This window comes from Kangiella koreensis DSM 16069 (genome assembly GCF_000024085.1).
In the GTDB taxonomy this organism is placed as follows: domain Bacteria; phylum Pseudomonadota; class Gammaproteobacteria; order Enterobacterales; family Kangiellaceae; genus Kangiella; species Kangiella koreensis.
Genome location: NC_013166.1, coordinates 476,950 through 490,519, shown reverse-complemented (window position 1 = coordinate 490,519; position 13,570 = coordinate 476,950). Strand labels below are relative to the sequence as shown.

The window sequence follows — 13,570 nt, the reverse complement described above, 5'->3', positions numbered from 1 at the left end:
ATCCCTGCTCCTACTTGAAACTATTAATATTGTCTTCGCTTTCAGATTTCTCTTCTACGAATCGCCCATTCACTATTGAAAAAGATCCATAAACTTTCTCAGAAGTGCCCAAATTACGTTTTGCGTTAACTCTGCCGCTTCTTGGGTCAGTAACTGTCTCCTCACCTTTTTGAGTGAAAAGTATAAGCTCATACTCGTATAAGCCATCTTCTTTGAGATTCAACTCATAAATAGGAATTAACGATTGCCCTTGATAAACTTCATAAGACTGACTTGTTTGATTCGGACCAGAAAGCTTCAGAACTCCTTGCTGATCGTAATTAAGCTGTTTAATCTGTATTTGGTCAGCACTAAACATCAACTGTTCATTAGCATTTGCATTTTGATTAACTGAAAACCCTAATGAAATCAGGATGATAATACTTATTATTTTTCCTCTATCCATAATATTCCCCTTCTTGTTAACTGCTTCACAATCGAAGTACCCATATAAGTAACACAAAAATGCTTTAATTCATATATGCATTAAGTACTACAAATGTAGAATTTACATAAAAATCAGTCCAGTCTCCTCCCTAAGAAATAAACGTATTGTTTAAAACAACCCATTAACACCTATAATTTCAATTGGTTAACAAGAATTCCTACAACAGTTAGTAAAAAGGCAAGCAAAGAAAAAAGTCAAGAAACCAACACCCACAGAGCCAGCTCCTTCAATTTGGCGCTTAGCTTTCCTGCTCGACCATACTTAAATATGTCACAAGTGCCTTGCAATACCCCTTCGTTGACTATAGTCAGGAATGACTCGAAGTAGATCTTGAGTTTACCCAGCCATCAACACCGATATGGTAGCCGCAGAACACATTGACGCCACCATAAACAGCGCAGGCTCAGCCATCAACAACTTCCTGCTCAACAACAAGGTTCACATCACTGTCAAAAACATAAAAACTCTCGATAGGACTATTGGACATGGCGGCACTAAAGAATTGCTGAAAAGAATTGGGTTAACTGAAGACGATATTATTAAAAGCTTGTAGCTTGATTGGTACTCACGGATTTTTTACTGTTGGGTTAGCCACCTCCCGGCCTAACCCAACAGTTAATATAAAGGACGCTATCAGTCATATTTATTTGCCACTCAGCTCAGAAAGCGAAACTTCTTTCTCTCCGTCTGTTAAATAAATCTTTTCGAGCTTTACTGTTTTTGGCAGCTCAATCACAACCCTATTCATTTCGCCTTGTTGAGCTTTTGCTGCTACCTCACACTTTTCTTTTATCCCACACCTGACAATCTGCAACTCCAATTTTCCATCGGCTGATAATCTATAATTGATTCCAGGTGAGTAATATAAAGTTTCAAGCGGTGTTTGATACTGAAGTTCTAATTGGCTTTGACTTATTTCATACTTAACATTATTAACGTCACTTACCGTATAAACCATTCCTTTCACCTCCATACTACAACCCCAAGCCAAAATACAAATTAATACCACAAATTTTTTCATCTTAAACTACTCCTTTTGGGTCGATATAGAGTGGGATTCGTTCTCGAGGTTGGCCGTGCAGTTTCTAACTCAAGAATATGTTCACCGAGTTCCCTGGGCGTTTCAAAACCAGCCCAGTCGTCTGCATCAATGTCTACGCCTACAATCTCTTCAATAAGCTCACTTGCCCAAGAGGCACAAGTATTAGTGTAACGCCAAGCAACATTGCTTTTTAAGGCTTGATCTAATTTTAAAGTTTGCAGAGACGTTAATTGATAGAAGCGACTTGCTTTGGGAAATCTTGTTCCTTCTAAACCGACTCGAATATCAGTTTTATCACCGTTATCTACAGTTCTTGGATGCTCATCAGGCCACAGCCCATAAGCTGTGACCTGGCTACCACGAGTCACCGTAATCCACGCGTGACCGGAGGTAAAACTATTCTCATTCCCTGCCACATTACTATGGATGCCTAAGGTAACCCTTTCTCTATTTTGCATATAATTCTCCCTTCTTATAAAGCAAGAAATTATAATCTAAAATAAATCTCAAGGTTAGCGGCTTAGTTCAAACTTTTAATGATTATTCTATAAATGGGATTGATTAAGTCAGAAGGCTCTAAAATCTATGTACAACTTGCGTTCACACTATTAAATAACGACTAACACTATTCCCTGCAACACTAGCCACGCAAAAACACCGGCCAGCAAATCATCAATCATAATCCCAAAGCCACCGTGGACTTTTTTGTCGAGCCATTCGATTGGCCAGGGTTTGATGATGTCGAAGATGCGGAACAGGATGAAGCCAATAATGGGCCAAATCCAGCCTGCGGGTGCTGCGATCATGGTGACGAAGTAGCCACAAAATTCATCCCAGACGATACCGGGGTGATCGTGTACGCCGAGTTTTTTGGCGCTGTAATGACAGATACCAATACCCACAACACTTAAAAGAACTGTCGCTGCGATATACCAGGGTAGACTTAATAAAGATAAGGCGTACCAGATCGGAATGGCGACCAGGGTGCCCCAGGTACCGGGGGCTTTGGGAAGAAGACCTGAGCCAAAACCGAAGGCGAGCAAGTGAATAGGATTTTTAAATACGGTTTGGCTTAATGACATAATTAACTCAGGCTTTATAAGATAATGTTGTTTAGGTTGAAAAGTGCTGCCAACCTTTTCGTTTGGGTTGATAAGGTTTTCCATCAAGCATCAAAAAAACACCTTCATCCGACTGTTCGACAATAGTACCTATTCGGTGCACATTCACTTGAAAGTCTTCGGCTAAATTAAGAATCTTGTTACGCATGCTGTGTTTCGCGGTGAAACATAATTCATAATCATCACCACCATTCAGAGCAAACTCCCGCGCCTGCTCTAAACCCACGCATTGAATAAGTTGCTCAGATAGTGGCAGTGATCCCACTTTAATTTTCGCCGAACACTGACTCTGTTCCAGTATATGCCCCAGGTCTGCCAGCAAGCCATCAGAAATATCAATTGCCGCATGTGCCAGCTTAGCTAACTTTGTGGCAAAAGTTATAGGAGGATTTGGGCGCAGCAATCGTTGTAGGAGATAACTTTCAGCTTCATTTAAATCGCTACTTTGAGCTTTTCCATGCAACCCGAGCGCCGCCGCAGCATCGCCCACATAACCGGTAACCCAGATATCATCATCCAACTGGGCTGACTTACGTAACATCGCCTTGTCCGCTTTAACGGATCCAAGGACATTAACGGTGATGGTCAATGGTCCTTGTGTCGTATCGCCACCAATCAAAGGTATCTCGAAATCTGCACTAGCTTCTTGCAAGCCTTTACTGAACGATTTAAGCCAAACCTCATCGACTTTCGGCAAAGCTATTGCCAAAGTAAAGCCTAATGGCTTAGCCCCCATAGCCGCTAAGTCACTGACGTTAACAGCTAAAGACTTATAAGCAATATCGGCGGGATCACTATCTGAAAAAAAATGCACGCCATCAACCAGCGTATCGACAGAAGTGACTAGTTGACGTTTATCGGGAACGGAAAGTACTGCACAGTCATCACCAATCCCTTCGACCACTGTGTCAGATTTTGATTGGCTAAAACTGAAATACTCCTTTATCAGTTCAAACTCTTTCATAACATCACTTAATAACTCACAGCATTATTCGTGTGGGCGTAAAGCTTTACTGATTTTATCGAGCACACCATTAACGAATTTATGGCCATCAGTTGCACCGAATGTTTTTGCTAACTCGATACCTTCGTTAATCACCACCTTCTTCGGCACATCAACTCTCTTTTTAAGCTCGAATGCTGATAAGCGAATAATGGCACGTTCAATTGGGTCAATCCCCTCAATCTCACGCTCCAGCGCAGGCGCTAACGCCTCATCAATTTCATCCAGGTTGGTTAACACGCCTGAGAACAACTCCTGAAAGTAAACCGTGTCCACTTTCTTGGCGTTCATAGTGGTCAGGTATTGCGCTTCGATTTCATTCAACGGATTGTCCGACATTTGCCATTGGTAAATCGCCTGCATGGCATATTCTCTGGCACGACGGCGCATTGCTGGTTTGAAAGTAGTACTCATGAGTGTTTCTCTTGTAGTGCGCGTGTAAGGTTGATCATTTCAACGGCTGTTGCAGCGGCTTCGCCACCCTTGTTCATTTTCTCAGGATTAGCGCGCTCTTCTGCCTGCTCTTCTGTATTGACCGTTAAAATCCCAAAAATAACCGGAATATCATTATCCAATGAGGCTCGCATTAAACCAGAACTGGACTCAGCACAAACATAATCAAAATGCGGTGTATCGCCTCGAATGACGACACCGATAGCAATCACAGCGTCAAACTGTGCAGTTTTAGCAACCTGCTGTACTGCATAAGGCAGTTCATAAGCCCCTGCCACATCAAACAACTCAATATTCTCAGCTGGCACCTTGAGTTCTTGCAAACGCGCCTTAGCTCCAGCAATCATTTGATTAATGATCGGCAAATTGAAACGGGCATGGACAATGGCGATACGGCCACCCTGGTACTCTGTTGCAGAAAAGTCTAACTTGAAGTCGCTCATTGGTATGGATTACCTGAAATTTTAGCTGATATCTTTATGCAAAACGTGGCCGAAGCCACGTCTGATTAGTCGTTATTGTAATACGAAACTGTTGGCTAAGCTATCTTATACAAAGCCCTCTTAAAAGGCCCCAACAATAGTTCTCTGCATTACTGGTCCGGTGCTATATTCTCAACAATCTCCAGACCATAACCTGCCAGGCCCGTATATTGACTGCCTGAGCTTAGTAAGCGCATTTTATGTACGCCCAGCTCAGCGAGAATTTGCGAGCCGATACCGACAGTGCGCTTTTTCTGGCGCTTCTGTTCTTGAGTTAAGGGCTCACCTTTGTCTTCCTGCTCGAAACGATGAATACGATTCAATACTTCTTCGCTCGACTCTTTATTGGCAAGCACCACCACCACGCCTTCGCCTTCTTTGCCGATGCGCTCAATCGCTTTACTCAAGCCCCAACCCGGCTTTCTGCCACGCTGCGCTTCAAGCAAATCACCTAAGCTATCGGTTAAGTGAACACGTACTAACGTCGAAGTATCATTCTTTGGATTGCCTTTAACTAAAGCAAAATGCACCTGACCATCAATGGTGTCGCGATAAGTATGTAAACGAAATTCACCATGCTCTGTTGGCCAATGACACTCACTGACTTTTTCTACGGTTTTCTCTTTAGTGGAACGATATTCGATCAAATCGGCGATTGTGCCCATTTTAAGACCATGTTCCTGAGCAAACTTTTCCAGATCGGGACGACGCGCCATGGTTCCATCTTCGTTCAAAATCTCAACGATGACTGCGGCTGGTTCAAAACCCGCCAAACGCGCTAAATCACAACTCGCTTCAGTATGACCGGCACGATTAAGCACACCACCAGGTTTGGCCATGATCGGGAAAATATGCCCAGGCTGTACGATATCAGAGGGTTTTGCGTTTGGAGCAACCGCCATTTGCACAGTACGTGCCCGGTCTGCCGCCGAAATACCAGTCGAAACTCCTTCTGATGCCTCGATAGACACTGTGAAATTGGTGCTAAAACGTGCACCATTCTGTTGTGACATCAATGGCAAATTGAGTTGCTCACAACGCTCACGGGTCATCGGTAAACAAATTAAACCACGACCATAACGCGCCATAAAATTGATGTCTTCTGGGCGTACCTGACTGGCAGCCATCACTAAGTCGCCTTCATTTTCGCGATCTTCGTCATCCATCAGAATAACCATTTTGCCCTGACGGATATCTTCAATAATTTCTTCGATGCTATTTAATTGCATAGTTCTCACATATTTATTGAGGTTTTACAGCTCCGGTCTGCATCAAGCGCTCGAGATAACGAGCAATGAGATCAATTTCCAAATTGATCTTGGTACCCACTTTATAACTATCGGCAATAGTTTCTTGCAAGGTATGTGGGACCAGGTTGAGGAAAAAACAATCCTCTTTTATTTGATTGACGGTCAGACTGGTGCCATCAACCGTAATCGAGCCTTTAATGGCGATATAGTGTAACACGTCTTGTGGAGCACGAATGGTGTACTGTATCGAACGCCCTGCATCTTCGATCGCCATCACTTCGCCAATACCATCCACATGCCCGCTGACCATATGACCGCCAAAACGGGTGGTCGGCAACATGGCTTTTTCAAAATTGATTGGCTGCTGCGCCTGATAATGTTTAAAGCAGGTGACTTTTATTGTTTCCACTGACACATCCGCTGCAAAACCATCGTTAAACTTTTCAATCACAGTCAAGCAAACACCGTTACAGGCGATGCTGTCGCCTAACTCAACATCAGACAAATCCAGCTTACCCGTCTGAAATCGGTAACGTGCATCCTCGCCCTTTGGCTCAATCGCTGCAATGTAACCTGTTGCTTCAATAATTCCGGTAAACATAACTAAGCCTTTTTAAAATAGTAGTTCAAACGCAGATCATTACCTATCTGCCGAATATCGTTGAGGGTCAATTCTATATTCTGTTGCATGGTTTCCAGCGGTAGCTGAAACATAGGTCTGGCGGCACTGCCCATCAGTTTTGGAGCCATATAAACGACCAGTTCATCAACCAATTCCTGCGCGACAAAAGCGCCAACAAGCCCACTTCCGGCTTCAATCAACACATCATTTATTCCAGCTTCTGCCAACATTATCAGCAAGGCCTTCAAGTCGACCTTTTGGTGAGAAACCTCATCCTTACCCGGTAACAATGCGACTGTTTTCTGTTCAACATTTGCTGGGTAACCTTTTTCGGATAAGTGACCGCTAACCAACCAGCAATGTCCTTCATGACTGAATATTTTTGCATCAGGTTCAACAATATTTTGTGAATCTATGATGACTCTGACAGGTTGAGTGAAATGAGGGTTTGCGGTAAAAGCCTGTTCGCGGACATTCATGGAAGGATTATCAATCACCACAGTGCCAGAACCTGTGATAATAGCTCCTGACTCGGCGCGTAAACGCTGCACATCACGACGGGCACTTGCTCCAGTGATCCACTGACTTTCACCAATGGCCATGGCGGTTCGACCATCCAGGCTCATACCAACTTTGGCAATTACTCGTGGCAAGCCTTTGGTCATGCGCTTAATAAACCCTGGATTAAGAGTTTCCGCTTGGGCCTGCATCAGACCATATTCAGTCTTAATTCCAGCTTTTTCAAGAATCTTCATGCCTTTGCCAGCGACCAACGGATTCGGATCCAGCATGGCCGCCACCACCCGAGCGACCCCAGCTTCCACAAGAGCCTCAGCACATGGGCCGGTTTTACCATGGTGAGCACAAGGCTCTAATGTCACGTAAGCCGTAGCACCTTTGGCAGATTCACCAGCATGATTGAGTGCGTTGATTTCGGCGTGAGCAAAGCCGGGTTTTTCATGCCAGCCTTCACCAATAATAATGTTATCTTTTACCAGGACACAACCGACACGCGGATTGGTTCGAGTCGTAAACCAGCCTCTAGGTGCCAGTTGGATGGCTCGCGCCATATAGCTCGAATCTTGTGCTGTAAAAGACATATCAGGTGTGAGTTACCTTAGAAAAGAAATTTAGTGACCGCTATCAGTTAGCGTCACTCTTTACTATCACTTTGCAATTTATCAATTTCTTCGCGGAATGCATTAACATCCTTGAATCGACGATATACCGATGCAAAGCGGACATAAGCCACTTCATCCAAACCGCGTAACGCCTCAATGATCAGCTCGCCGACCACAGTAGACGGAACTTCGCGCTCACCTAGAGCGCGAATTTGCGAAAGAATTTTATTGATTGCCGCTTCAAGATCTTCAACGCTAACCGGACGTTTTTCCACCGCTTTGGCTAAACCTGTTCTCAACTTGGCTTCATTAAAGGGCTCACGCGTACCGTCAGTTTTAATGATCTTGGGCATCACCAGCTCAGCACTTTCAAATGTTGTATAGCGCTCACCACAAGCCAGACATTCTCGGCGGCGTCGAACCTGACTACCGTCAGCCACCAGGCGCGAGTCGATAACTTTGGTATCCGGATGGGCGCAAAACGGGCAATGCATAACAACTCCTTATGTTGCCAATAGCGTTCTTATCAATTAACTGCGATAAACTGGAAAGCGAGCCGCCAATTTCAAGGCTTTTGCTTTCACATCAGCAATCGTCTGCTCATTCGTTATATCGTCAAGAATATCACAGATCCAGCCAGCAAGCTCAGTCGCCTCAGCTTCCTTAAAGCCACGAGTGGTAATGGCTGGTGTACCCATACGCAAACCACTGGTCACAAAAGGTGAACGAGGTTCATTAGGTACGGTGTTTTTGTTTACTGTGATATTGGCCTGGCCAAGCGCTGCCTCAGCATCTTTACCAGTAATATCTTTATCGATTAAATCAATCAGGAATAAGTGATTGTCGGTACCACCAGAGACGATTTTATAGCCGCGCTCCATTAACACCTTTGTCATTGCCTGGGCATTAATTTTAACCTGCTTCTGAATGGCTTTGAACTCATCACTCAAGGCTTCTTTAAAGGCTACTGCTTTGGCAGCAATAACGTGCATTAAAGGACCGCCTTGACCACCGGGGAATACCGCAGAGTTTAACTTCTTCTCAAGATCAGGATTTGAACGAGCAATAATAATACCGCCACGAGGACCCGCCAGAGTTTTGTGAGTAGTTGAGCTGACCACATCCGCATATGGCACTGGATTTGGGTATTCACCTGCAGCAATTAAGCCAGCAACGTGTGCCATATCCACAAACAGGAAAGCACCGACTTTATCGGCGATTTCACGGAACTTGGCCCAATCAACAACGCGTGAATAAGCTGAGAAGCCAGCCACAATCATTTTTGGTTTATGCTCAAGCGCCAAAGCTTCAACTTGCGCATAATCAATATAGCCGTTTTCATCAACGCCATATTCAATCGAGTGGTAAATTTTGCCTGAAAAATTCACTTTTGAACCGTGGGTTAAGTGCCCGCCGTCCGACAAGCTCATGCCCAGGATAGTATCGCCAGGTTTAACTAAAGCCATGTAAACGGCTGCGTTTGCCTGCGAACCAGAGTGAGGCTGCACATTCGCGTAATCAGCGCCGAACAACTCTTTCAGGCGCTCTATAGCAAGCTTTTCAGCAACATCCACATACTCACAACCGCCGTAATAACGCTTGTCTGGATAGCCTTCGGCATACTTGTTGGTTAACACAGAACCTTGGGCTTCCATCACGCGCTGGCTGGTATAGTTTTCAGACGCAATCAGCTCAATGTGTTCTTCTTGGCGCTTTTTCTCAGCTTCCATCGATTCGAAAAGTTCAGGATCAAACTCTTTTAATGGCGTGGTGTTGCCCAACATGTGTCAAACCTCAATTGTATTAATCAAATTTAATGCCATTCGGCATTTAGAAAGTGGCGCTATTTTAACCTATACGATGCTTAAATGTCTTACAAAATAGATAATTAATGGTTATAACTGTTATGTTCAGAACCAACCTCGATTTGACTCCAGTTCAGCTTGGCATTTTTTATATTGAGCAGCATAATTTAGAGACTGCGCCTTGACCTTATCCGCCACCTTTAGCAGCCACCCCTTAGAGTTGTAGGTTTTGCGCTTATAACCGCCCCAGCCTTCATGATAAGCAAGATATTGCGCTCGGGCATCCCATTTTGAAATTCCCACATTTTTGTGGCTGTGATAGGTGTACCACCCAATAAAATCAATTGCGTCATCAAAATTATCACGCTTGGCACCATGATTACCCGTTGAGTTGCGATAAGCGTCCCAGGTACCTTCCAGAGCTTGTGCGTAACCATAGGCATTTGACGGACGGAAACCAGGAATAAAACCTAAGTACCACTTTCTTGCCGGACGAATGTCCTGCTGAAATTTTGACTCCTGATGCATGATTGCTAATTGCACATGTATAGGAGTTCCCCAGCGTTCCTGTGAATCAAGCGCAGCCTCATACCAGTCTTCGTCCTCCAGGACGCTACAGGCATCATTAACATTGTTTGGCTTAAAAGATGCGCAACCACCCATCATCAATAACAAGGCACAGCTTGTCAGTAAAATTAACAATTTATCAGGCAAACCTGTTTCCTCTCACAATTTGGTCTTTTTTTGTAAAAATAAATATACCCAGCAAAAATCAATGATAAAATAAATCAAATAGTTACCTTAGCTTTCTTTAACCTATATTAATTAATTTATGAGCGCTATTCTTCTCGTTGATGACAGCCGTGAAATATTATCAAATACTGCGCAACAGTTAACGGCTGCCGGTCACGACTACCACTATGTCTCGGACTACAAAGACGCATTGAACTATATTCGGCTTAATCGTCCTCAAATCAGGATTGTGGTTGTCGCACTCAATAACGCGCTAGGTTATCCCTCTCTTCGTAAAATCAAAAGCAGCATGTCTGATCGAGCTACTATTATTGTCTATTCAGAAAATAAAGACCAGACCATTGGAAGTTGGGTAAAAAAGCTAGGCATCGAACTATTTTATGAGCACAACCGTCAGGAAATTGACGTATTTAACCGCATCAAGCGCAGCTTGTTCCAAAAGGGCATGTTTTTCACAAACCAACAATTAAAAGAATTAACCAGCACCTTAGCCAAGTACACCATCGATGCCGAAAAGATGGTCAAAGAGACAGCACCACAGTCCAAAAGCCTACAAGAGTTACAGCATAAACTGGCTAGACGCCTAGAAGGCATCGAAAACCAGCGAGGCTTCTTATTAGATGCGCAAAAGCAATAAACTTAATCTAACTTACAACCCTCCTCTCCAAGCTGGCAATTATTCACTTCGATCTGAATGGTTGCGTGCCCAACGCCATGCCTTTTTTTCAGAAGCAGCAACATTTCTTCCAACAAATAGTCACTGTCCATTGCTGAATCGACTAAGGCATGAAATGTCATCATCGGCTCATCCTCACTAAGACTCCAGGCATGCATATGATGGATATCTTCAACACCTTTGATGCTCATCAAGTCCGAGCGAATATTGTTCATACTGATATCTATTGGAATTCCCTCTAAAAGAATATGCGATGCATCCTTAATCACATAGTAGGCGCTTCGTAAAATAAGCACTGCAACAAATATAGACAGCAGAGGATCAACCCAGAGTAGCCCCCATATCCATATGGTAATAGCTGCAATAATGGCCCCCACCGAGCCGAGCAAATCTCCCAACACATGCAGCAGGGCGCTGCGGATATTAATATTAGACTCGCCCGCACTATGTAGAATTTTGAACACCAGCAAATTCACTATCAGGCCAATAACTGCCACAGTAAACATGCTTGCACTTTGAATTGGATTCGGCTCAATAAAACGGTGTATGGCCTCCCAGACAATCCATCCGGTTAACAAAACCAGAAATACACCATTAGTATAAGCCGCCAGAACTTGTAAACGTCCATAACCAAAAGTTCGCTTGTTGTCTGCCGGCTTACTGGCGAAATAAAGTGCTGAGTAGGCTAGTAACAAGGCCGCAGTATCAGTCAGCATGTGCCCAGCATCAGCTAATAATGCCAACGAACCTGAAACGATGCCGCCAATAACCTCAACCACCATAAAGGTGCCGGTTAGTGATAAAGCCCAAAGAAGATTCTTTTTGCTTGTTACATTTCTACCATGTGACTCATCATCATTAAGATGGTTGTGACCGTGATGGGCGCTCATAGGTTAATTATTTGATCTATGATGAGCTGAGTGTAACAAACATTTCCCAGGTTCAGAAATACAATAATGAGTCACATGGACTTGTTACCAGTTAAAGGCCACCAAAACTTAACAATTGGCTACAAACTGCTTACACTGAACAGTTATTGAAATTAACACAGTTTAATTATGCCTGAACTACAAGAACTACCTGAAGACTATACTTTTCAAGCCTACGGTATTTTATTGTTGGAAAACAAACATCGTCTCGTTAAGAAGCTAAAAAAGCACCACACTCCTTCCATTCATGGGCACAAAACCTGGAATAGCAGCTTTTTATTAATGGACTACTTCCTCCACACACAGCTACTCCATAGCAAACAAAAAGTATTAGAGCTCGGCTGTGGATGGGGACCTACCAGTATATTCTGTGCTCATCATGCTGGATGCAAAGTAACAGGTACCGACCTTGATGAAGAAGTTCTCCCATTTCTGGAACTCCAAGCTGCCCTCAACTTGGTTGAAGTTGACACCAAAGTCATTAGTTTTGATAAGCTAACCAAGAAAATGATGTCCAGTTACGACATCATATTTGGCGCAGATATTTGCTTCTGGGATAATCTTGCAGACATACACTACAACCTTATTAATCGCGCAAAGCGAGCCGGTGTAGGTCATATCCTACTTGCTGATCCTGGCAGGCAACCGTTCTTTGATCTGGCGGAACGTGTCATAGCAAAGCACGAATGCGAACTACTCGATTGGTATTGTCATGAGCCAGAGTACTTTGAAGGTTATATATTGCACATCACATTATGACAGGCTCTTTCTAGAATATTTATGCTAAGCTGTACAAATAACGACTAATTACACGGGAGAAAAGGGTATGCCGGAGATTAACTATTTTGCAGTTGTAGTAGCGGCATTGCTATCTTTTGCCATTGGCGGACTTTGGTATTCTCCGCTACTATTTGGCCGGATGTGGCTTGAAGAAATGCAATTAAAGGCTGAGGATATCAAACAAAAACCCAGCGTCTTTATCCTTAGCTTTACATTCTCAGTAATAGCAGTTTTCATTGTTGCAGATTTACTCGGCCCGAAGCCAGAGCTTATTAATGCACTGACCATATCCGGCTTAATCGGTGCTCTTGTATTTCTTGGACTTGGAATAACCTATCAGTTTAGCAATAGAACACTTCGCCACTTACTGATTGATGGCGGCTACCATATCCTACAATTCACTATGTTTGGCTTAATACTCGGCAGCTGGCATTAGTCGCTCTAGACTTAAAACTCATTACTTATGACCACAAAAAAGCCCGCATAAGCGGGCTTTTTAATGTCACAACTAATAATTACTCTTCAGTAACTACTTCGTCCAAATCGACATCGTCTTCAACCACTGGACGGTCTACTAACTCAACGTATGCCATTGGTGCATTATCGCCTGGACGATTACCACACTTAAGGATACGCAAGTAACCACCCGGGCGTTCTTGGTAACGCGGACCTAGCTCAGCAAAAAGCTTAGCAACGGTAGCATTGTTACGAAGACGAGCAAAAGCTAATCGACGATTTGCTACTGAGTCAGTTTTAGCAAGAGTAATCAAAGGCTCAGCTACACGACGTAGTTCTTTTGCTTTTGGCAAAGTAGTACGAATAAGCTCATGCTCAATTAATGACGAAGTCATGTTACGGAACATAGCTTTACGGTGTGAACTGTTACGGTTTAATTTACGACCTGATTTTTGATGACGCATATTGAGTTCCTCACTCTATTTAATTGTAGCCTGCTGTAGTACTACAAAAGCTTACTTAGCTAATAGCTAATACTTAATCAATAGTTTCACTATTGAGCAATCAGGTAACTGTCTGAATAAATTCAA

19 protein-coding genes are annotated in these 13,570 nt (G+C 43.5%); 4 read left to right on the top strand and 15 right to left on the bottom strand.

All coding sequences use genetic code 11. The features are described 5' to 3' along the window. Nucleotides 1-10: 10 nt before the first annotated feature. On the bottom strand, nt 11-445 hold the full coding sequence (locus KKOR_RS02420; protein ID WP_012800415.1) for a hypothetical protein: 435 nt from the start codon (nt 443-445) through the stop codon (nt 11-13). Nucleotides 446-845: 400 nt separating this feature from the next. Between KKOR_RS02420 and KKOR_RS02415 the strand changes: the two genes are divergently transcribed. Continuing rightward, nucleotides 846-1,040: a hypothetical protein gene (locus KKOR_RS02415; protein WP_012800414.1), complete on the top strand. Its 195-nt coding sequence runs from the start codon at nt 846-848 to the stop codon at nt 1,038-1,040. A 90-nt stretch (nt 1,041-1,130) separates the two neighbouring features. On the opposite strand, the gene KKOR_RS13315 is transcribed toward KKOR_RS02415, so the two are convergent. The 12 genes from KKOR_RS13315 to KKOR_RS02355 all read right to left on the bottom strand — a co-directional run bounded on the left by KKOR_RS13315 (nt 1,131) and on the right by KKOR_RS02355 (nt 10,100). Next, nucleotides 1,131-1,508, bottom strand: coding sequence for a hypothetical protein (locus tag KKOR_RS13315; protein WP_012800413.1), 378 nt, complete (start codon nt 1,506-1,508; stop codon nt 1,131-1,133). Beyond that, nucleotides 1,505-1,987: a hypothetical protein gene (locus KKOR_RS02405; protein ID WP_012800412.1), complete on the bottom strand. Its 483-nt coding sequence runs from the start codon at nt 1,985-1,987 to the stop codon at nt 1,505-1,507. The genes KKOR_RS13315 and KKOR_RS02405 overlap by 4 nt, the downstream gene beginning before the upstream one ends. A gap of 150 nt (nt 1,988-2,137) precedes the next feature. After that, on the bottom strand, nt 2,138-2,611 hold the full coding sequence (locus KKOR_RS02400; protein ID WP_012800411.1) for a phosphatidylglycerophosphatase A family protein: 474 nt from the start codon (nt 2,609-2,611) through the stop codon (nt 2,138-2,140). 31 nt (nt 2,612-2,642) lie between these two features. Continuing rightward, the gene (thiL, locus tag KKOR_RS02395) at nt 2,643-3,614 is read right to left on the bottom strand and encodes a thiamine-phosphate kinase (RefSeq protein ID WP_012800410.1); all 972 of its coding nucleotides are present in this window, start codon (nt 3,612-3,614) and stop codon (nt 2,643-2,645) included. Between the two features lie 24 nt (nt 3,615-3,638). Beyond that, on the bottom strand, nt 3,639-4,067 hold the full coding sequence (gene nusB, locus KKOR_RS02390; RefSeq protein ID WP_012800409.1) for a transcription antitermination factor NusB: 429 nt from the start codon (nt 4,065-4,067) through the stop codon (nt 3,639-3,641). Continuing rightward, nucleotides 4,064-4,549: a 6,7-dimethyl-8-ribityllumazine synthase gene (gene ribH / locus KKOR_RS02385; RefSeq protein ID WP_012800408.1), complete on the bottom strand. Its 486-nt coding sequence runs from the start codon at nt 4,547-4,549 to the stop codon at nt 4,064-4,066. The genes nusB and ribH overlap by 4 nt, the downstream gene beginning before the upstream one ends. Nucleotides 4,550-4,698: 149 nt before the next feature. Then, nucleotides 4,699-5,817: a bifunctional 3,4-dihydroxy-2-butanone-4-phosphate synthase/GTP cyclohydrolase II gene (ribBA, locus tag KKOR_RS02380; RefSeq protein WP_012800407.1), complete on the bottom strand. Its 1,119-nt coding sequence runs from the start codon at nt 5,815-5,817 to the stop codon at nt 4,699-4,701. A gap of 13 nt (nt 5,818-5,830) precedes the next feature. After that, complete coding sequence (locus tag KKOR_RS02375; protein ID WP_012800406.1) at nt 5,831-6,439, bottom strand: riboflavin synthase; 609 nt, start codon at nt 6,437-6,439, stop codon at nt 5,831-5,833. 2 nt (nt 6,440-6,441) lie between these two features. Continuing rightward, nucleotides 6,442-7,560, bottom strand: coding sequence for a bifunctional diaminohydroxyphosphoribosylaminopyrimidine deaminase/5-amino-6-(5-phosphoribosylamino)uracil reductase RibD (ribD, locus tag KKOR_RS02370; RefSeq protein ID WP_012800405.1), 1,119 nt, complete (start codon nt 7,558-7,560; stop codon nt 6,442-6,444). A gap of 53 nt (nt 7,561-7,613) precedes the next feature. Continuing rightward, nucleotides 7,614-8,075, bottom strand: a complete 462-nt coding sequence (nrdR, locus tag KKOR_RS02365; protein ID WP_012800404.1) for a transcriptional regulator NrdR — start codon at nt 8,073-8,075, stop codon at nt 7,614-7,616. Between the two features lie 36 nt (nt 8,076-8,111). Then, nucleotides 8,112-9,365 carry a serine hydroxymethyltransferase gene (glyA, locus tag KKOR_RS02360; RefSeq protein WP_012800403.1) on the bottom strand — a complete coding sequence of 418 codons (1,254 nt, stop codon included), beginning with the start codon at nt 9,363-9,365 and terminating at the stop codon, nt 8,112-8,114. A gap of 126 nt (nt 9,366-9,491) precedes the next feature. Next, nucleotides 9,492-10,100 (bottom strand): transglycosylase SLT domain-containing protein, encoded by a 609-nt coding sequence (locus tag KKOR_RS02355; RefSeq protein WP_012800402.1) that lies wholly within the window; start codon nt 10,098-10,100, stop codon nt 9,492-9,494. A gap of 118 nt (nt 10,101-10,218) precedes the next feature. On the opposite strand from KKOR_RS02355, the gene KKOR_RS02350 reads away from it, so the two are divergent. After that, entirely contained in the window at nt 10,219-10,776 is a 558-nt protein-coding gene (locus KKOR_RS02350; RefSeq protein ID WP_012800401.1) for a response regulator, read from the top strand. 2 nt (nt 10,777-10,778) lie between these two features. Here KKOR_RS02350 and KKOR_RS02345 read toward each other — a convergent pair whose 3' ends face one another. After that, a complete protein-coding gene (locus tag KKOR_RS02345; protein ID WP_012800400.1) occupies nt 10,779-11,705 on the bottom strand; it encodes a cation diffusion facilitator family transporter in 927 nt (308 codons plus the stop codon). A 168-nt stretch (nt 11,706-11,873) separates the two neighbouring features. Here KKOR_RS02345 and KKOR_RS02340 point away from each other — a divergent pair, with 168 nt between their 5' ends. Together KKOR_RS02340 and KKOR_RS02335 are read left to right on the top strand one after the other, a co-directional pair. After that, nucleotides 11,874-12,503: a class I SAM-dependent methyltransferase gene (locus KKOR_RS02340; protein ID WP_012800399.1), complete on the top strand. Its 630-nt coding sequence runs from the start codon at nt 11,874-11,876 to the stop codon at nt 12,501-12,503. A gap of 67 nt (nt 12,504-12,570) precedes the next feature. Continuing rightward, on the top strand, nt 12,571-12,960 hold the full coding sequence (locus KKOR_RS02335) for a DUF1761 domain-containing protein (protein WP_012800398.1): 390 nt from the start codon (nt 12,571-12,573) through the stop codon (nt 12,958-12,960). A gap of 79 nt (nt 12,961-13,039) precedes the next feature. Here KKOR_RS02335 and rplQ read toward each other — a convergent pair whose 3' ends face one another. Further along, nucleotides 13,040-13,444, bottom strand: a complete 405-nt coding sequence (gene rplQ, locus KKOR_RS02330; RefSeq protein ID WP_012800397.1) for a 50S ribosomal protein L17 — start codon at nt 13,442-13,444, stop codon at nt 13,040-13,042. Nucleotides 13,445-13,570: the final 126 nt, after the last annotated feature.

Excerpts from the sequence above, each read along its gene's own strand:
- KKOR_RS02420 (WP_012800415.1), bottom strand. The coding sequence starts at position 445 with ATGGATAGAGGAAAAATAATAAGTATTATCATCCTGATTTCATTAGGG.
- KKOR_RS02415 (WP_012800414.1), top strand. The coding sequence starts at position 846 with ATGGTAGCCGCAGAACACATTGACGCCACCATAAACAGCGCAGGCTCA.
- KKOR_RS13315 (WP_012800413.1), bottom strand. The coding sequence starts at position 1,508 with ATGAAAAAATTTGTGGTATTAATTTGTATTTTGGCTTGGGGTTGTAGT.
- KKOR_RS02405 (WP_012800412.1), bottom strand. The coding sequence starts at position 1,987 with ATGCAAAATAGAGAAAGGGTTACCTTAGGCATCCATAGTAATGTGGCA.
- KKOR_RS02400 (WP_012800411.1), bottom strand. The coding sequence starts at position 2,611 with ATGTCATTAAGCCAAACCGTATTTAAAAATCCTATTCACTTGCTCGCC.
- thiL (WP_012800410.1), bottom strand. The coding sequence starts at position 3,614 with ATGAAAGAGTTTGAACTGATAAAGGAGTATTTCAGTTTTAGCCAATCA.
- nusB (WP_012800409.1), bottom strand. The coding sequence starts at position 4,067 with ATGAGTACTACTTTCAAACCAGCAATGCGCCGTCGTGCCAGAGAATAT.
- ribH (WP_012800408.1), bottom strand. The coding sequence starts at position 4,549 with ATGAGCGACTTCAAGTTAGACTTTTCTGCAACAGAGTACCAGGGTGGC.
- ribBA (WP_012800407.1), bottom strand. The coding sequence starts at position 5,817 with ATGCAATTAAATAGCATCGAAGAAATTATTGAAGATATCCGTCAGGGC.
- KKOR_RS02375 (WP_012800406.1), bottom strand. The coding sequence starts at position 6,439 with ATGTTTACCGGAATTATTGAAGCAACAGGTTACATTGCAGCGATTGAG.
- ribD (WP_012800405.1), bottom strand. The coding sequence starts at position 7,560 with ATGTCTTTTACAGCACAAGATTCGAGCTATATGGCGCGAGCCATCCAA.
- nrdR (WP_012800404.1), bottom strand. The coding sequence starts at position 8,075 with ATGCATTGCCCGTTTTGCGCCCATCCGGATACCAAAGTTATCGACTCG.
- glyA (WP_012800403.1), bottom strand. The coding sequence starts at position 9,365 with ATGTTGGGCAACACCACGCCATTAAAAGAGTTTGATCCTGAACTTTTC.
- KKOR_RS02350 (WP_012800401.1), top strand. The coding sequence starts at position 10,219 with ATGAGCGCTATTCTTCTCGTTGATGACAGCCGTGAAATATTATCAAAT.
- KKOR_RS02345 (WP_012800400.1), bottom strand. The coding sequence starts at position 11,705 with ATGAGCGCCCATCACGGTCACAACCATCTTAATGATGATGAGTCACAT.
- KKOR_RS02340 (WP_012800399.1), top strand. The coding sequence starts at position 11,874 with ATGCCTGAACTACAAGAACTACCTGAAGACTATACTTTTCAAGCCTAC.
- KKOR_RS02335 (WP_012800398.1), top strand. The coding sequence starts at position 12,571 with ATGCCGGAGATTAACTATTTTGCAGTTGTAGTAGCGGCATTGCTATCT.
- rplQ (WP_012800397.1), bottom strand. The coding sequence starts at position 13,444 with ATGCGTCATCAAAAATCAGGTCGTAAATTAAACCGTAACAGTTCACAC.